Genomic DNA, 17,552 nt, shown 5'->3' with positions numbered 1-17,552 from the left:
TTGGCGTCTTTCCAAGCAGGGTTCACACCTGCTACCTCACTCGACCTAGGCTTGGTCGCTCCAAAAGTGCATCTTTTTCGGTGTGTTTACGCTCCCTTGAAACAAAGCCTGCGAAAGTGCATCTTTTTTCCGGTCGAAGTAACGATTTAGAAGGCTTTCGTAAAATTTCATGTATTATCGCAGGCTTTTCTTTCCATTATCAAAAATTCGCTTCAAAATTGATGTATTATCGCAGGAATTTGGCAATTTCCCCGCTCCTCGGCGCCTCAATTCATCCGTCCGAAAAAAATCAGGGATGGCTTATCGATCCCGATTCGTTGGACTAACGCTTATGCCGGCTGTATACAGACGCAACCCACTTCCTACTACACCTTTCGCACATAAAGCCTGTTTTGGGACCGGAGAAGCGACAAAATACGAAACAAAGCGACCTATATCAGCAAAACGTTCACAGTATTTGTCATTTTTTGTAAAACCCAATCTGTCACCATTAACCTCTTGCCCTCTAAAGTGCGCCACGTACCTTTTCTGTTAGTCTCATCAGCCCTTTCGATGGTCGGACGCACTCTTTTGGCTCTCCTCTGCCACCCCTTGATAGTTGAACGAACTCTTTCGGTTCTACTCCACCACCCTCTCGACGACGAACGCCATTTCCCTCTAGCCCTCTAAAGTGCGCCGCCTACCTTTTCATTTAGCCTCATCAGCCCTCTCGATGGTCTCACGCACTCTTTTGGCTCTCCTCTGCCACCCCTCCAGCCTCTACTGCCCTCTTGACTAACGAGCCCCTTGGCTCCGCATCCGTATTCGTACAAAAGAATCCACTATATACTCTGGCTTTAAGTCCGAATAAGAAAAATAAACAAAGGGGAACCTTAATCAATAACCAATATTAGAGGAAGCTGAAACTTTGGAATCCGGGTAAACTAAGCGATGTGCAGTCAGGGAAAGGGAAAGACGGGGCTTGCTAAAGACTCACTTTAGCCTCATTCATCAATAAAAAGGCGGAATGTTATGAATGTTATCTTGGATTTTTTAAGTCAGCGCTGGTTTTCACTCATTCTATTTGCGGGAGTTGCTTACGCGATCTATTGGGTTTGCACACATCGCGATGAACTGATGATCTATCATGAACTTTTGAGAAAAGGCCGTGGGGACCGTTCTTAGCTTGTTGCTCCGGTCCTACTGTATCAAGCAGCACCGTACGCCCAGGAAGAAGGATTCCTTGTTGGCATGGCATCCCTCGGTATCCCCCGACCAAAGCATCGAAACGCTATTCCTGCATAGGAAAAAGCCGTCCGGTTCTCTTTACGAGAAACCCGAACGGCTTCATTAGGGTTGGTATTCAAATTATACCAAGGCTTTCTTCGCTATGTCGGTTCGATAATGCTTCCCTTGGAAACGTATCCTGTCCGCATCCGCATAGGCCTTCTCCCTGGCTTCCGCAATGTCTTTGCCAAGGCCGACGACTCCAAGCACCCGGCCTCCGTTCGTGACGAATTCACCATTCTGCAGCGCCGTACCGGCATGGAATACAAGGGAATCGCCAACTTCATCCAGCCCTTCAATCGGCAGCCCTTTCGGATAGGAGCCGGGATAGCCTTCGGATGCCAGAATGACGCAAACCGCCGCTTCCTCGCTCCAACGAATTTCAATATCTCCCAAGCGGCCTTCGAGGCTGGCCAGAATGATGTCCATCAGATCGGTCTGCAGCCTCGGCAGCACGACCTGTGTCTCCGGATCTCCGAAGCGGGCGTTGAATTCAATCGTTTTCGGGCCTTCTTCGGTAATCATCAGTCCCGCATACAGGACGCCCCGGAACGGCCGTCCTTCCTTGACCATAGCTTCAGCCGTCGGCTGCACAATCGTTTCCCATGCTTCTTCCACGATGGCGGAAGAGATATGCGGAACCGGCGAATACGTTCCCATCCCGCCCGTGTTAGGCCCCTGATCTCCGTCAAAGACGGGCTTGTGGTCTTGGGAAGGTACCATACGTCGCACCACCGTGCCATCCACAAAGGCGAGCAGCGACATTTCCTGTCCTTGCAGAAACTCTTCAATAACGACTTGATTGCCGGATTTACCGAACACCTGCCCGACCATCATATCGTAAAGCGCCTTTTCCGCTTCCTCCAGCGCATGGGCAACGACTACTCCCTTACCGGCGGCCAATCCGTCCGCTTTAATGACAATCGGCAGCTTCTGCAAACGCAAATAAGCCAATGCCTGTTCATAATCATCGAACGATTCGTAGGCCGCTGTAGGAATGTTGTATTTTTTGAGCAGTCGCTTGGTAAATACTTTACTGCCTTCAATTTCCGCGGCATTCTTGCGGGGGCCGTACGCCCGGATATTGGCTGCTTCCAAATAGTCGACCAATCCATCCGATAACGGATCGTCCGGTGCCACGAAGACCAGGTCGATATTTTCCTTCAGAGCGAATTCGGAGATCGCGGCGAAATCATTCTCCTGTATCGGCACACATTCGGCCAGCAGGGAAATTCCTCCGTTACCCGGCGCACAATAGAGCTTGCTTACTTTCGGGCTTCGTTTCAACGCCCATATAATCGCATGTTCACGGCCTCCGCGGCCGATAACCATTACCCGCATCGGGAGGGCACCTCCATTCATCTATAGAACGCCGCAATTCGGCTTCCGATCCGAATCCATTGCGTGCATTAATGCTTGAAATGTCTGACTCCGGTCATGATCATCGCGATGCCGTTCTCATTGGCGACGCGGATGGACTCCTCGTCCCGGATGGAGCCTCCCGGCTGAATAACGGCGGTAATTCCTGCCTTGGCGGCAAGCTCCAGCGTATCTCCCATCGGGAAGAAGGCATCGGATGCCAGAACCGCTCCTCTAGCTTTGTCTCCCGCCTGCTCGATCGCGATTTTGGCCGCTCCCACCCGGTTCATCTGCCCGGCGCCTACGCCTACGGTCATATTATCGGCCGCCAGCAGAATCGCATTGGATTTCACATGCTTAACGACTTTCCACGCAAACAGCAGCTGCTTCAATTCCTCGTCCGTAGGCTTCCTCTCCGAAACGACCTTCAAATCGTCTTCGCCGATACGGTGCCGGTCAGCTTCCTGAATAAGCATGCCGCCCTCGATTGTCGTTATGTTGAAGGTTTCTTTGCCATCCTTCCGGATCTCGCCAAGCTTCAACAAACGGAGATTCTTCTTCTGTTGCAAAATCTCCCGGGCTTCCGGGGTAAACTCCGGAGCAATAATGATTTCCAGGAAAATTTCGTGCATCTGCCGGGCAGTGGCCTCATCAATGGCCCGATTAGCGGCGATAATGCCCCCGAAAATCGAAACCGGATCGGCTTCGAAAGCTTTTTGATAAGCATGGAGGATCGTCTCTCCGATGCCTACTCCGCAAGGATTCATATGTTTAACCGCCACAACGGCAGGCTCCTCGAATTCCTGAATGATCTGCAGGGCCGCATTCGCATCGTTAATATTGTTATAAGATAATTCTTTGCCGTGCAGCTTCTCCGCTGTCGTAATATTGCCGCCCAGCGCCAACGGCTCCCGATAAAAAGCAGCCTTCTGGTGAGGGTTCTCCCCGTAACGCAGCTCCTGTATTTTCTCGTAGGTGACGGTATATTTTTCCGGGAATACCTCGCCGGTCTGCCCAGACAGATAATTCGAAATAAGCGAATCGTAAGCGGCCGTATGGCGGAAAACTTTGGCTGCAAGCCGTTTACGCGTTTCCAGAGTCGTATCGCCGGAGGAACGGATTTCCTCAAGCACCTGGGAGTAATCCTGAGCATCCACCACCACCGTCACGAAAGCATGATTTTTTGCCGCAGAACGGAGCATGGTCGGTCCGCCGATATCGATATTTTCAATCGCTTCCGCATACGTTACATCCGGCTTGGCGATTGTCGCCGCGAACGGGTACAGATTGACGACGACAAGATCGATATAATCGAGTCCCAGCTCTTTCATTTGCGCCTGGTGCTCCTCATTGTCGCGCACGGCCAACAGCCCGCTGTGTACCGCCGGATGAAGAGTCTTAACCCGTCCGTCCATAATTTCGGGGAAGCCGGTCACTTCCGATATGCCGATGACAGGCACTCCCTGTTCTTTAAGAAGCTTTTGGGTGCCGCCGGTCGAAATGATTTGTACTCCCTGCTTGGCTAGCTCGGTGGCGAATTCTACAATTCCCGTTTTATCCGAGACACTGATCAGTGCCCTTCGAATGGCCATCGGATCATCCTCCTTGTTTTGTATTAACGTTACAATGCAAACTCTGCCTAAAAAACTTTCGGCGAATCCCGACTCACTTGTGCCCGTTTCGTCTTAAAGACATGCAGAAGTGCAGGTCTTTTTGCGAACATTCGGTAAATCCCGGGAAAGACGCGCAAATCTGCAGGTCATTCGCCGCCAAAAGCGAAAAATCAGCCAAATCGCTAAATTTACCTGCACTTTTGCTTTTGATTTGCTATTTTTGGCTATAATCCTTTCAAAGACCTGCATTTTTGCTGGTCCTTGATACCGTTGTATCGGTGGTTCAAGCGAAAGCCGTAACTAAATACCGGTTGGCCCCCTATACGACGGCCCGAAGACTTCCACACTTTTACACTAAAAAGGCCGGGCATCAAACGATATAGCGAATATAAAGATACCTATCACTACAAATCTAACCATCAATCACGTTTCCACCGGTATCCGTAAAAATGCCTCGGCCTGGCCGGACACTTTTTACATTATAACCCGTACCCTACGTCCGTCCAACCGCACCCGGTCTTCGCGAACCCACTGAATGACTTCCGGATAGAGCTCATGCTCGATCTTATGAATTCGTTCCGTCAGCGATTCCGCCGATTCCCCTTCCCCGATGGCTAACGCCCGCTGGGCGATGATAGGGCCGGTATCCATTCCTCCGTCCACATAATGTACGGTTACTCCGGTCACTTTCGCACCATGCTCCAGCGCCTGCTCCACCGCATTCAAACCGGGGAAAGAAGGAAGCAGAGAAGGATGGATATTAATCATCCGTCCGTAATAAGGAGTCACGAGCGTCTCGGTTATCAGCCTCATGTAACCGGCCAGCACGACGAGATCGATATCGTGCTCCTTTAACCTCTTGACAATCTCTCGCTCGTATTCCTCTCTGGAAGAGAACTCCCGGGGACGAAAAACGAAGGACGGGATGCCCGCCCTATCCGCTCTATCAACCACCGCCGCCCGCGGTTTATCGCATACAAGAAGCCCGAGCTCCACATCAAGCTGTCCCGCCTTCACCGCATCCGCAATAGCTTGGAAATTTGATCCGCTTCCGGAGGCAAACACTGCTATCCTGAAAGGCTTGCTCATACTTCTACTCCCGTAAAGACGACCCGCCGGTTCCCGGGGATCACTTCCCCTATTTTGCGAAGCGGTTCGCCGTTCTGCTCCGCGATTTTCATCGCTTCCTCCGCCTGATCCGGAGCTACGATCAGCATCATGCCGATTCCCATGTTAAATGTAGTGAACATGTCTCGGTAGCTGATCTCTCCCTCTCTCTGCATCATGCCGAATATCGGAGGAATCGACCAAGAACCGTAGTCGATCCGAACGTCCGTCCCTTCCGGCAGCACCCGCGGGATATTCTCGATGAATCCGCCACCGGTTACATGGACCATCCCTTTGACTTCGATTCGCTCAAGCAGGGACAGCACCGGTTTCACATAGATTTTGGTCGGCTCGAGAAGAACGTCTCCCAAGCGGCCTCCCAATTCATCGAACGATTGCTCCAGCTTATAGCCTTTGGTCTCCAACAGGAGCTTGCGGACCAGGGAAAAGCCGTTGCTGTGAACTCCGCTAGATGCCATCCCCAGCACAACATCGCCCGGTGCAATTCGGGAGCCGTCAATCAGCTTCGCCTTGTCCACGACGCCAACAACAAAGCCGGCGATATCATATTCTCCATCCGCGTACATTCCCGGCATCTCCGCTGTTTCCCCGCCGATCAGGGCACAGCCCGATTGTACGCAGCCTTCGGCAATCCCCTGAACGACTGCTTCAATTTTCTCGGGAACAATCCGGCCGCTGGCCAAATAGTCGAGGAAGAACAGAGGCTCCGCTCCCTGCACTACTATATCGTTAACGCACATGGCGACCGCATCGATGCCGATCGTATCATGCTTATCCATTGCAAAAGCGATTTTCAGCTTCGTTCCGACCCCGTCCGTTCCCGAGACGAGCACCGGCTCTTCGTACTTATCCTTATTCAAGCCGAACAGCGCTCCGAAGCCTCCCAGATCGGTCAGCACCTCGGGCCGGAACGTCCGGCGCACATGCTTCTTCATCCGCTCCACAGCCTCATTGCCTGCGGCAATATCAACGCCCGCCTGTTTATACGCCTCTGACATCGTCTCCACTCCTGTACCAAATGTATTCGTTACTGCAGACTGCCAAAGCTCTTCCAGTTCGAAGCTTCTTGCAGCAAGACACGACTTGCCTTCGCTTACGCTGCACGCTTCTCTCGATCTGCTTGCCTTCGCTTGCTTAGCTTGCCTCTCTCGATCCGCTTGCCTTCGCTTACTCTGCACGCCTCTCTCGATCTGCTTGCCTCTACTTGCTCAGCTTGCCTCTGCCCGCTCACCTGCCTCAAAGAGGCTCAGCAGCCCTTCCTTCACCGGACTATCCGGTTAACAGCCGCAGCTTCCGTCCTCGTCGTTCACTTCCGTAGGATAATCGGCGTCGAAGCAGCCGGTGCACATCCCGCGGTTATGTTCTCCCTGCGGGCGACCGATCGCTTCCAGTAAACCATCCTTGCTTAGAAAATGAAGCGAATCCGCATTAATCGCCTGGCGGATTTCCTCCACCGATTTACTGGCCGCGATCAAATTATTGCGGCTGGGAGTATCGATCCCATAGAAGCAAGGATTCATATAAGGCGGAGAGGTAATCCTCACATGCACCTCTTTGGCCCCGGCTTCCCGCAGCATATTGACGATCCGCAAGCTGGTTGTGCCCCGAACGATGGAGTCGTCGATCATAACCACCCTCTTGCCTTCGACCACCTTGCGGACTGCGCTCAGCTTCATCTTCACGCCGCGCTCGCGAAGCTCTTGGCTTGGCTGAATGAAGGTCCGGCCCGTATAGCGGTTCTTGATTAAGCCAAGTTCATACGGGATGCCGGTCTGTTCGGCATAGCCAATAGCGGCAGATATGCTGGAATCAGGTACGCCGGTGACTACATCCGCATCCACGAACGCTTCCATCGCCAGCTTCTGTCCCATCCGCTTGCGGGCGGAATGCAGATTGATATTGTCCAAATCACTGTCCGGACGGGAGAAATAAATATATTCCATCGCACAGATGGCCCGTCTCTGCATGGGAGCGAACCGATCTTCCCTCATCCCGTCCTGATTAACGATCAACAGCTCGCCGGGAGCTATGTCCCGCAGGTATGTCGCTCCAACGGTCTCGAAGGCGCAGGTTTCCGAAGCGAATACATAAGCGTCCCCGAGCTTGCCGATCACAAGAGGGCGAAGACCGTGCGGATCCTGGGCAACGAATAATTGATCGTTCACCAGAATGAGAAAAGCAAAGCCGCCGACAAGCCGGCGCAGCGCCTCCTTGACCGCTTCAACGATATCCTCCTGCTGAGACCTCGCGATCAGGTGGATAACTACCTCCGTATCGCTTGTGGTCTGGAAGATGGAGCCCTGCTCCTCCAGCTCTCTGCGGATTTCGGCTGCATTGACCAGATTGCCGTTCGTCGCGATCGCCATATCCCCGCCGCGGTATTTGAAGACGAGCGGCTGTGCATTTTGCAGTTGGCTTTCGCCGGAGGTCGAATAACGGACATGGCCGATCGCCGTCGAGCCCTTAAGAGAGATCAGACGATCGTTGTCGAACACTTCCTTGACGAGCCCCATGTCCCGATGGTAATAAAATTCCTTGCCATCGGTCGTGCAGATCCCGGCGCTTTCCTCGCCGCGATGCTGGAGCGCATGCAAGCCGAAAAAGGAAAGTGCGGAAGCCTCGGGGTGACCGTACACCCCGAAAACCCCGCATTCTTCCTTCAGCTTGTCGAACGTGGCCGCATCCATTCCTTCATTGTAGTAGTCTCCGTCCCAATAACGGGAACGATTCAGGCTTTCATGAGGCATGGGATCGCATCCTTCCAAACCTTCTCCAGCTCTTCCACCGAAGAACGGAGAACCGGCTTGCCGTTGATGTCTACAGCAAGGTCCGTTCCGCCGACTGCTCCTATCGCTTCACAAGACACCCCTGCTTCCGCAAAGAGGCGCTTCAGTTCATCCGCCTTGTCGGGCGAGGTGCTGATAAGAATGCGGGACTGACTCTCACTGAACAGAGCGATGTCGTTGCGAAGCTCGCTGCTCCAGGAAATTTGCGCTCCGATATTTCCGCTGATGCACGATTCGGCCAGGGCTACGGCCAATCCGCCTTCCGACAAGTCGTGAGCCGAAGCGACCAGACCTTCGCGGATCGCCTTCAGCACCGCTAGCTGCAGCTTCTTCTCCACCGCGAGGTCAAGCTGAGGCGGTCTTCCTTCTGTTTTGCCGTGAAGAACATATTGGAATTCGCTTCCCCCGAGCTCCGCTTTCGTCTCACCGAGAAGCAGGACAACGTCTCCCTCATTCTTGAAGCCCTGTGTCGTAATATGATCCACGTCCTGCACCAGACCGACCATTCCGATGACCGGGGTCGGGTAGATGGCGCCCTTCGTATTTTCGTTATAAAGGCTGACATTGCCTCCGATGACCGGGGCATTCAGCTCACGGCAAGCTTCGGCCATGCCGTCCACCGCTTTTTCCAACTGCCAGAAAATTTCCGGCTTCTCCGGACTTCCAAAGTTGAGGTTGTCCGTAACCGCCAACGGTTCGGCCCCCGAGCAAACGACGTTGCGGGCCGCCTCGCTGACCGCAATTCGGCCCCCGGTTTCGGGATCCAGATAAACATAGCGGCTGTTGCAATCCGTAGTCATCGCCAACGCCTTGCGCGTACCCGGCACCGTCACGACCGCCGCGTCCGAACCCGGACGAACCGCCGTACTTGTACGCACCATGTAATCATATTGGTTGTATACCCATTCCTTGCTGGCTACCGTCGGAGAAGCAAGCACCTGCTTAAGGGCCCCCTCCAAATCCGTTACCTCCGGATAGGAAGCCGCGTCGAAGCTCTGCTGCCGCGCATAATACTCGGGCTCCCGGGAAGGCTTATGATAAACCGGGCATTCGTCCACCAGCGCCTTGACCGGCATATCGCCCACTACTTCACCGTGATGGATCAGCCGCAGACGGCCGTCGTCGGTCACTTTCCCTACCTTGGAACAAATAAGGCCCCAGCGTTCAAAAATCGCCTTAGCCTGCTCCTCATGCTCAGGCTTCACGACAAACAGCATCCGCTCCTGCGATTCCGACAGCATCATCTCGTAGGGAGTCATTCCTTCCTCCCGCTGAGGCACTTCATCCAGATACAGCTCCATACCGTTGCCCGCCTTGCTGGCCATCTCCGCACTGGAGCAGGTCAATCCTGCAGCCCCCATATCCTGAATGCCGACGACGATACCCGAATTGATCAGCTCGAGACAAGCTTCCATCACCAGCTTCTCCATGAACGGATCGCCTACTTGAACGGCCGTCCGCTTCGCTTCCGACTCCTCGGTAATTTCTTCAGAGGCGAAGGTCGCTCCATGAATTCCGTCCCGTCCGGTGGCCGGACCGACATAGAACACGGGGTTGCCGACTCCTTGAGCAACGCCCCTCTGAATCTTGTCGTGATCGATCAGACCGACGCACATGGCGTTAACCAACGGATTTCCTTCGTAGCTTTCATCGAACATCACTTCTCCGCCTACGGTCGGAATCCCGATGCAGTTCCCGTACCCGGCAATCCCCGATACGACATTCTCGAACAAATATTTCACCCGCGCATTGTCGAGCTTGCCGAAACGAAGGGAATTGAGCAATGCGACGGGACGAGCACCCATAGAGAAAATGTCGCGGATAATTCCGCCCACTCCGGTGGCCGCTCCTTGATACGGCTCTACGGCCGAGGGATGATTATGACTCTCTATTTTGAAAACAACCGCCTGATTGTCGCCGATATCAACAATTCCCGCTCCTTCTCCCGGCCCCATCAAGACACGCGGACCGGTAACCGGGAACCTTCTCAGAACGGGCTTGGAGTTTTTATAGGAGCAGTGCTCGGACCACATAACGCTGAATACGCCAATCTCCACATAATTCGGCTTGCGTCCGAGGAACCCGCAGATTAAGCCGTATTCTTCATCCGTCACGCCCATTTGCTTATAAATTTGCTGCTCTGCAATTTGTTCGGCGTTCGGTTCTTTAGCCGATAGCTGCTGCGCCATTTTTCTCCCTCCATCTGTTCAAAATCGAAGTAAACATCCGTTTGCCGTCCTCAGAGCCCAAAAGCTCGTTAACCGCTCTCTCCGGATGCGGCATCATACCGACAATACGTCCGTCCTTGCTGCAGATTCCGGCAATATTGTCTACGGAGCCATTGGGATTTTCGCCGGTGTACCGGAAAACAATCTGATTATTCTCCTGAAGCTCCTTCAACGTATCTGCATCGCAATAGTAGTTTCCTTCACCGTGAGCGATCGGAATATTGATTTGTTCGCCTTCCTTGTATTCGCTTGTAAACGGAGTATTCGCATTGACGACCTCCAGAGTGACCGGGTGACAGCGGAATTTAAGCGTCCGGTTGCGCAGCAGCGCTCCGGGAAGAAGACCTGCTTCCGTAAGGATTTGAAATCCGTTGCATATTCCGATAATATATTTGCCTTCCTGGGCCGCCTGAACGAGCGCGCTCATGACCGGCGCAAACCGGGCGATCGCCCCGCAGCGGAGATAATCCCCGTAGGAGAAGCCGCCAGGCACAATAATGCAGTCATATTGGCTTAAATCTGTTTCTGTATGCCAAACATACGAGACCGGCTGCCCGATCGTTTCTTCTACCGCCTTGTAACAATCGATGTCGCAATTCGATCCCGGGAATACGAGAACCGCAAAGTTCATTTTTTACCCTCCTCAAAGAGAATGTGATCGTTGTTGAATGTCTTATCGCCGTTTCAACTAAGCCAACTCGAAGCGGTAGTCTTCCACTACCGTATTGGCCAGCAGCTTCTCGCACATTTCCTTCAAACGGGCTTCGGCTTCCTCGCGGTTATCGGTATCCAGCTCCAGCTCCAAATACTTGCCGATTCTGACCTTGCCCACTTCCGCAAAACCCATGGAATGCAGTGCGCCTTGAACGGCATTGCCCTGAGGGTCCAGCACGCTTTGCTTGATCGTTACATAAACGGTAGCCTTAATCATCTTCATTGTTCCTCCTAAACCAAGATAATGGTTATAATAAATAAATTCAGGAAACCAGTCTTCTATAAATCTCCCGATACCGCTCCGATGTCGCTCGGACGACTTCCTCCGGAAGCTCCTCCGGCTCGCTGTTCCTGTCCCAGCCGGAGCCCGCCAGATAGGTGCGGACCGGCTCCTTGTCCATGCTGTCAATCTCTATGTCGAGCGCATAGTTCTCCCGGGCCCAGAAGCGGGATGAATCGGGGGTAACCGCTTCATCGATCAGCAGGATTCGGCCGTCTATCAGACCGAATTCAAATTTCGTATCCGCAAGAATGACGCCCTTGCTTCCACAGTAATCATGCGCGAATTGGTACAGCCGGAGACTGGCGGCCATCAGTTGCTCCGTCAGCCGCTCGCCGACCAGCTCCTTCATTCGCTCTATGCTAATATCCTCGTCATGCCCAACGTCATTCTTGGCGGCCGGAGTGAAGATCGGCTCGGCCAAACGTTCATTTTTTCGCAGGCCGGCAGGCAGCTTGTGACCGTTGATTTCACCTGTTTCCTTATACTTCCTCCAGCCTCCGCCGGTAATATAACCGCGGACGACACATTCAATATCGATTCTCTCGGCCTTGCGTGTTACCATGATCCGGTTCCGCAGCAGGTCGGGCTGTTGGATGAACGGACTCAGCCGGTCTGCATCGGCATGAATCATATGATTGGGAATAATCGATTCCGTCTTCCCGAACCAAAACTTGCTCAGTTGGTTGAGCACCTCGCCCTTGGATGGAACCGCCGGCTTAAGCACATAGTCAAAAGCCGAGATACGGTCAGTAACCGCAATCAGGTAGTGCTCCCCGAGATCATACAGCTCGCGCACCTTGCCTTTGTACACCAGCGGGGCTTGAATGTAATCTACTGCCGTCGCAATCGCATTCGGGTTGTTCAATGGCTTCCCCTCCAATCGGGCCTGCCCTGCACAGGTCCTTGCTGTCTTAACTCGTTCCGCTTGCGATCAAATGAATCCTAACCGTTTAAATACCGTATCCACATGCTTCAGATGCCAGCCGGGATCAAAGCAGTCCGCCAGTTCCTCCGGACTCAGCAGAGCGCTAATCGAGCTGTCCCCGCTCAATATATCGTGGAAGGAACGCTGTTCCTCCCAGGCCTGCATTGCTTTGGGCTGGACCGTATCATATGCCTGCTCGCGGCTAAGGCCTTTGTCAATCAGCTTCGTCATGACTCTTCCGGAGAACGGAACCCCGTAGGTCGACTGCATATTGCGCTTCATATTTTCCGGGAAGACGGTCAGGTTCTGCACGATGTTGGAGAACCGGTTCAGCATATAGTTCAGCAGAATGGTCGCGTCCGGCAGTATAATTCTCTCTACGGAAGAGTGGGAAATATCCCGTTCATGCCATAAGGTCACATTCTCGTAAGCAGATATCATATGCCCACGAATCACCCTGGCCAATCCGGACATATTCTCGCAGCCGATCGGGTTGCGCTTGTGCGGCATCGCGGAAGACCCTTTCTGCCCCTTGGCAAAAGGCTCCTCCACCTCGCGAAACTCGCTCTTCTGCAGAGCCCGGATCTCCGTGGCAAACTTATCGATCGACGTGGCAATGAGAGCGAGAGTCGCCATATATTCGGCATGGCGGTCTCTCTGCAGCGTCTGCGTGGAGATGGGGGCCGGTTTCGTGCCGAGCTTCTCGCAGACATATTGTTCAATGAAAGGATCGATGTTGGCGTATGTTCCGACCGCCCCGGAAATTTTGCCGTATTGAACACCGTCGGCCGCCATCCGGAATCGCTCCAGATTGCGCTTCATCTCCTCGTGCCAGAGCGCCATTTTCAGGCCGAAGGTGGTCGGCTCGGCATGAACCCCATGGGTTCTTCCCATCATGACCGTATCTTTATGGGCAATCGCTTTGTCCTTCAGAATGTCCAGGAAGCGAAGGATATCCTGCTCCAAAATCCGATTAGCCTGCAGCAGCAGATATCCAAGTGCCGTATCCACCACATCGGTCGAGGTCAGCCCGTAATGAACCCATTTGCGCTCCGGGCCAAGTGATTCGGATACGGCCCGGGTGAAGGCAATGACATCGTGCCGGGTTTCCTGTTCGATCTCATAGATGCGGTCGAGCGAGAAGCCGGCCTTGGCTCTGATCTGCCGGACATCCTCACGCGGAATAATCCCGAGCTCGGACCAGGCTTCACAGGATAAAATCTCGACTTCCAGCCAGGCCTTGAATTTATTCTCTTCTGTCCAAATGGCTGCCATCTCAGGTCGTGAATATCTTTCAATCATAAGGAACCTCCGCTAATGTAGAATTGAGCTTCAAGCTGTTTTACCGGCTCCATATCCCGGTTCGTTCGATCCAATCGAACGCATCCCGGATATCTTCGACGAGCAAATTAACATGCCCCATCTTCCGCTTCGTCTTCGCTTCTTTCTTGCCGTAGAGGTGGATCTTGGGACTAACCCGCGAATCCTCTTCCGTCTGCTTGCCCGCCCATTCCAGCAGCGGCTCGACATGCTCCCCAAGTATGTTGACCATTACGACCGGGGTCAGGAGCCTGGTGGAGCCGAGCGGCAAGTTGCAGACCGCGCGGATATGCTGCTCGAACTGGGAAGTCGCGCAGGCTTCCATCGTATAGTGGCCCGAATTATGCGGTCGCGGCGCCAGTTCGTTGACGAACAGCCCCCCTTCAGGTGTCAGGAACATCTCCACCGCAATAAGGCCTATGACGTTTAACGATTCGGCGATTTGCACCGCCATCTTCTCGGCGCGCTGCAGGACATCCCGGGATATCCGGGCCGGCACGATAGACAGATGAAGGATATTGTCCTGGTGCACATTCTCCGCTACCGGAAAAGCCCGGACCTCGCCCCGCGGGCTCCTTGCCGCAATAACCGACAGCTCGCGTTCAAAACGGATGAACTTCTCCAGAACAAGCTCCGTTCCCGCCCGGCTCAATTCGGCATAAGCCTCGTCAGCCTGACTCTCTTCGCGGATCACCCACTGCCCCTTGCCGTCATAGCCCCCGGTCGCCGTCTTGAGTACGCAAGGTGTCCCGAATCTTCCAACCGCTTCACGCAGATGGGCGGCACTTGAGATTTCCTCATAAGGGGCCACCGGCACTCCGGCAGCTTCAATGGCTCTCTTCTCCCTCAGACGGTGCTGAGTCGTATAGAGCAGTGCGCTTCCTTGCGGAACCCGAGAGGCCGATTCGAGCATCGCCGCTACACCCGCATCGACATTCTCGAATTCATAGGTAATGACATCGGACAGCGCGGCAAGCTCGCGGGCGGCTTCGGCATCGTCATAGGCGGCCGTGATTTGGCGATCCGCCACTTGCCCGCAAGGGCTGTCTTCCGTCGGATCCAACGTCACAAACCGGTAACCCATATGGCGACCGGCTAAAGCAAGCATCCGGCCCAACTGTCCTCCCCCCAGTACACCGATGGTGCTTCCCGGAAGGATAGGCTGCATGCTGTTCTCTATCTTATGGACATGTTTTGGCGTTTGTCCGTTCATAACAAGTCACTGCTTTCTGTCACCGCTTGACGGATGCTTTCGCGGCGTTGGATGATTTTGCGCTGGATGGCAGGATCTTGCGCCCCCAGCATCTGTGCGGCCAACAAGCCCGCATTCGTAGCTCCTGCCTTGCCGATCGCTACCGTGGCCACGGGAATTCCGCCGGGCATCTGTACGATCGACAGAAGCGAATCAAGCCCGTTAAGCGCAGCGGACTGAACGGGGACGCCAATGACCGGAAGCGGCGTCTTGGACGCTACCATTCCAGGCAGATGAGCGGCCCCTCCTGCACCGGCAATAATGACCTTAAGTCCGCGTTCCACTGCGGTTTCCGCATATTGAAACATCAGGTCCGGGGTCCGGTGGGCGGATACTACTTTCTTCTCATAAGGAATTTCCAGTTCATCCAATATATCGCATGCATGCTTCATCGTTTCCCAATCCGACTGACTTCCCATTATGATCCCGACAACAGCCGACACATGCATCCCTCTTTCCTCAATATTTATCGTTCCCAAGTCAGGGCTGCAAAATAAAACAACCCCAAAAAGTTCATTCCATGTGGATTCCGACTCCAGCAAAAATGAAGGAAAAACATTCGGTTGCGGCAAAAAAAGTCCGCTAGATAGGCTATCAATCTGACGGACAAACGAGTTCGGACCCTTAAGAACACTTCCAGCCAAACGCTGTCCGCTCTTTACATTCTCTCATCTTGCGCTTGCTATAAAAATCCGGGAAGGAAGGCATTCCAATGAGTCTGCGCTCCCGACTTACTCGTCCTCCAGACATGACAGCACGCATCAAGACAGCGCTTGGCGCTGTTCTAATGGGATAATTCCAAACTCGTAGTCCAAAAATTTACGGTTCTTGGGTAGAGACTTACAGGCCATATTCCTGTGATTATACGAGTCTAGCTATATTCTATTGGTCTAACAAGCTAATTACAGCTTTCCCCTTCATTCTAACAGCCTCCTACGAGCCCTGTCAACAAAAAGACGAACATTATAATGTTCGTCTTTTGGAAAGTTCGTTTTTTAGTTGAAAACCCCTGGTTCTCATTCGGATTTTAACGGATTTTCGAAACCATTACCCAATTTAAGCTGATCTATTAACCGAATGAAGGTCCAGCCTGCCAGCAGCAAAAGAAGGAGATGCAGCCAAAACATGCTTGTCCCCGGCGGCATCGTGTCCGTCAAAGCAAACAGTCCCCATAACAGAAGCGGAGGAAATTGAGCGGCCATGCAAATAGAAACGAGTGCCAGTTGAAGAACAAGGACCCACTTGTGCAAATAGGAGCCGAGACTCCATTGAATAATAAACAAAAGCAGCATCGACAAGCTAATTCCTACAGCCCACCGGGCCCATAAGGAAACCAGCTTCCCTTCCGAGCCTTGCTCCGTTCCGAGGAAGCCGAACGAGGCCGTAACGGCTTCGGGCATCCACGGCATATACATTAATCCGACAACGGCGTAGAGAATCGCTGACAAACAGACAAGAAAGACCGGGTTATTCAATCTTTTCATCGAATCCCCCTCCTGCTTTTTCTTTTTGTCGGAGCTTGGTTATTTTCATTATTCTTTCCGTTCCGCTCGGCTTTCATTCGCCTGCCGAGCTTCTGTGCAGTTCAAACAGGGTTAGCTCCGGTCTGCAGCAAAAACGAACCGGATGCAAACTGACGCCGATCCCTCTGTTTGCGTACAAAAAGAACTTTCCTTCCTTGAGCTTGTACAGCCCATCTACATACTTTTTGGCTCCGAGCGGGGTAACAATAGGCCCGATCCATGGCAGCCTCACCTGACCGCCGTGGCTGTGTCCGGACAACTGCAGATCTACCGGATAGCGCGAGGCCGTGTCTGCGAAATCGGGAGCATGGGATAACAGCAGTGTAAACACGGAAGGATCGGCTCTATTCAATGCTTTAGCCAAATCGGGCCTTCCTTTGACAAAATCATCCACTCCCGCAACTATTATACTTTCCCGGTCCTTTGTTATTTTGAACGCATTGTTCTTAAGCAGTTGAAATCCGGAAGCCTCCCATAACTTCGATACCTGTACCGCACTGTCGATGTAGTCATGGTTGCCCAACACGGCAAACTTGCCATAAGCCGCTTTGACGCCGGATAAGGCTTCGATCACGTCTTTCTCCGAAAATATTGCGGAATCATACAAATCGCCAGTAAAACATACCAAATCGGGTTTAAGATTATTTATCCTCTCCACTAGCTGTATTAGAGCATCAGGGGAATAATAAGGGCCCAGATGAACATCGCTGAATTGAAGAAGCCTCATCCCGGACATGGCCTCAGGAAGCCGGTCCAAGGTCAACGGCACCTTATTCGTCTGGACCCAGCGTGGTTCTGCGTATCTCGCATAACCGTAAGCCGGTATTGGCAAAATCAACATTCCGGCAAACAGCCTTCCGCCAGTTTTTAAAAATGTTCGCCGGGTCATCCGGGATTCCGGGGCCATTTCCGCATTTTTGTTTTCCAGCTTGTTCATCTTTATCCTCCTTTTCCTTAATATAGACGAAAAGGCGGCGGAAGAAGTTGCCGATCGGTTACAAATGGGCCAATAGACAAAAAAAAGAGTACCCACCGGATATAATATCCAGTGAGTACTCCTTGGTCCGCTTGGCAACGCCCTACTCTCCCAGGACCCTTCGGTCCAAGTACCATCGGCGCTGGAGGGCTTAACGGTCGTGTTCGGGATGGGTACGC

The 17,552-nt window shown here is 53.1% G+C and carries 15 protein-coding genes, 1 rRNA gene and 1 riboswitch; of the genes, 1 reads left to right on the top strand and 15 read right to left on the bottom strand.

Annotated features, from left to right (window positions below; genetic code table 11):
- Positions 1-326: hypothetical protein (locus FS806_RS26390; protein ID WP_222126755.1), on the top strand; the 326-nt coding region annotated here is incomplete at its 5' end.
- Between the two features lie 1,021 nt (positions 327-1,347).
- Here the strand turns inward: FS806_RS26390 and purD are convergent.
- The 15 genes from purD to rrf all read right to left on the bottom strand — a co-directional run.
- Positions 1,348-2,607, bottom strand: coding sequence for a phosphoribosylamine--glycine ligase (gene purD, locus FS806_RS23105; protein WP_144941388.1), 1,260 nt, complete (start codon positions 2,605-2,607; stop codon positions 1,348-1,350).
- A 68-nt stretch (positions 2,608-2,675) separates the two neighbouring features.
- Positions 2,676-4,217 (bottom strand): bifunctional phosphoribosylaminoimidazolecarboxamide formyltransferase/IMP cyclohydrolase, encoded by a 1,542-nt coding sequence (gene purH, locus FS806_RS23100; protein WP_144941386.1) that lies wholly within the window; start codon positions 4,215-4,217, stop codon positions 2,676-2,678.
- 495 nt (positions 4,218-4,712) lie between these two features.
- Complete coding sequence (gene purN, locus FS806_RS23095; protein ID WP_144941384.1) at positions 4,713-5,327, bottom strand: phosphoribosylglycinamide formyltransferase; 615 nt, start codon at positions 5,325-5,327, stop codon at positions 4,713-4,715.
- Complete coding sequence (gene purM, locus FS806_RS23090) at positions 5,324-6,364, bottom strand: phosphoribosylformylglycinamidine cyclo-ligase (RefSeq protein WP_144941392.1); 1,041 nt, start codon at positions 6,362-6,364, stop codon at positions 5,324-5,326. Before purM ends, purN begins: the two co-directional genes overlap by 4 nt.
- A 279-nt stretch (positions 6,365-6,643) precedes the next feature.
- Entirely contained in the window at positions 6,644-8,113 is a 1,470-nt protein-coding gene (purF, locus tag FS806_RS23085; RefSeq protein WP_144941382.1) for an amidophosphoribosyltransferase, read from the bottom strand.
- Positions 8,095-10,341 (bottom strand): phosphoribosylformylglycinamidine synthase subunit PurL, encoded by a 2,247-nt coding sequence (purL, locus tag FS806_RS23080; protein ID WP_144941380.1) that lies wholly within the window; start codon positions 10,339-10,341, stop codon positions 8,095-8,097. Before purL ends, purF begins: the two co-directional genes overlap by 19 nt.
- The gene (gene purQ, locus FS806_RS23075) at positions 10,319-11,011 is read right to left on the bottom strand and encodes a phosphoribosylformylglycinamidine synthase subunit PurQ (protein WP_144941378.1); all 693 of its coding nucleotides are present in this window, start codon (positions 11,009-11,011) and stop codon (positions 10,319-10,321) included. The genes purL and purQ overlap by 23 nt, the downstream gene beginning before the upstream one ends.
- A 57-nt stretch (positions 11,012-11,068) precedes the next feature.
- Complete coding sequence (gene purS, locus FS806_RS23070; protein WP_144941376.1) at positions 11,069-11,311, bottom strand: phosphoribosylformylglycinamidine synthase subunit PurS; 243 nt, start codon at positions 11,309-11,311, stop codon at positions 11,069-11,071.
- Positions 11,312-11,357: 46 nt separating this feature from the next.
- On the bottom strand, positions 11,358-12,242 hold the full coding sequence (locus tag FS806_RS23065) for a phosphoribosylaminoimidazolesuccinocarboxamide synthase (protein ID WP_144941374.1): 885 nt from the start codon (positions 12,240-12,242) through the stop codon (positions 11,358-11,360).
- A 66-nt stretch (positions 12,243-12,308) separates the two neighbouring features.
- Positions 12,309-13,604 carry an adenylosuccinate lyase gene (purB, locus tag FS806_RS23060; RefSeq protein ID WP_144941372.1) on the bottom strand — a complete coding sequence of 432 codons (1,296 nt, stop codon included), beginning with the start codon at positions 13,602-13,604 and terminating at the stop codon, positions 12,309-12,311.
- 40 nt (positions 13,605-13,644) lie between these two features.
- Positions 13,645-14,835: a 5-(carboxyamino)imidazole ribonucleotide synthase gene (gene purK / locus FS806_RS23055; RefSeq protein WP_144941370.1), complete on the bottom strand. Its 1,191-nt coding sequence runs from the start codon at positions 14,833-14,835 to the stop codon at positions 13,645-13,647.
- On the bottom strand, positions 14,832-15,317 hold the full coding sequence (gene purE, locus FS806_RS23050; protein ID WP_144941368.1) for a 5-(carboxyamino)imidazole ribonucleotide mutase: 486 nt from the start codon (positions 15,315-15,317) through the stop codon (positions 14,832-14,834). Before purE ends, purK begins: the two co-directional genes overlap by 4 nt.
- A 344-nt stretch (positions 15,318-15,661) precedes the next feature.
- Positions 15,662-15,763, bottom strand: a riboswitch (purine riboswitch).
- Positions 15,764-15,890: 127 nt separating this feature from the next.
- Positions 15,891-16,358: a hypothetical protein gene (locus FS806_RS23045; RefSeq protein ID WP_144941366.1), complete on the bottom strand. Its 468-nt coding sequence runs from the start codon at positions 16,356-16,358 to the stop codon at positions 15,891-15,893.
- A 73-nt stretch (positions 16,359-16,431) separates the two neighbouring features.
- A complete protein-coding gene (locus tag FS806_RS23040; RefSeq protein ID WP_225312828.1) occupies positions 16,432-17,334 on the bottom strand; it encodes a metallophosphoesterase in 903 nt (300 codons plus the stop codon).
- 129 nt (positions 17,335-17,463) lie between these two features.
- Positions 17,464-17,552: ribosomal RNA gene (gene rrf, locus FS806_RS23035) — 5S ribosomal RNA — on the bottom strand; the annotation flags it as partial.

The sequence above is a fragment of the Paenibacillus sp. 32O-W genome (assembly GCF_007679495.1).
Taxonomy (GTDB): Bacteria; Bacillota; Bacilli; order Paenibacillales; family NBRC-103111; genus Paenibacillus_L; species Paenibacillus_L residui.
This window is presented reverse-complemented; position numbering and strand designations above follow the sequence as displayed.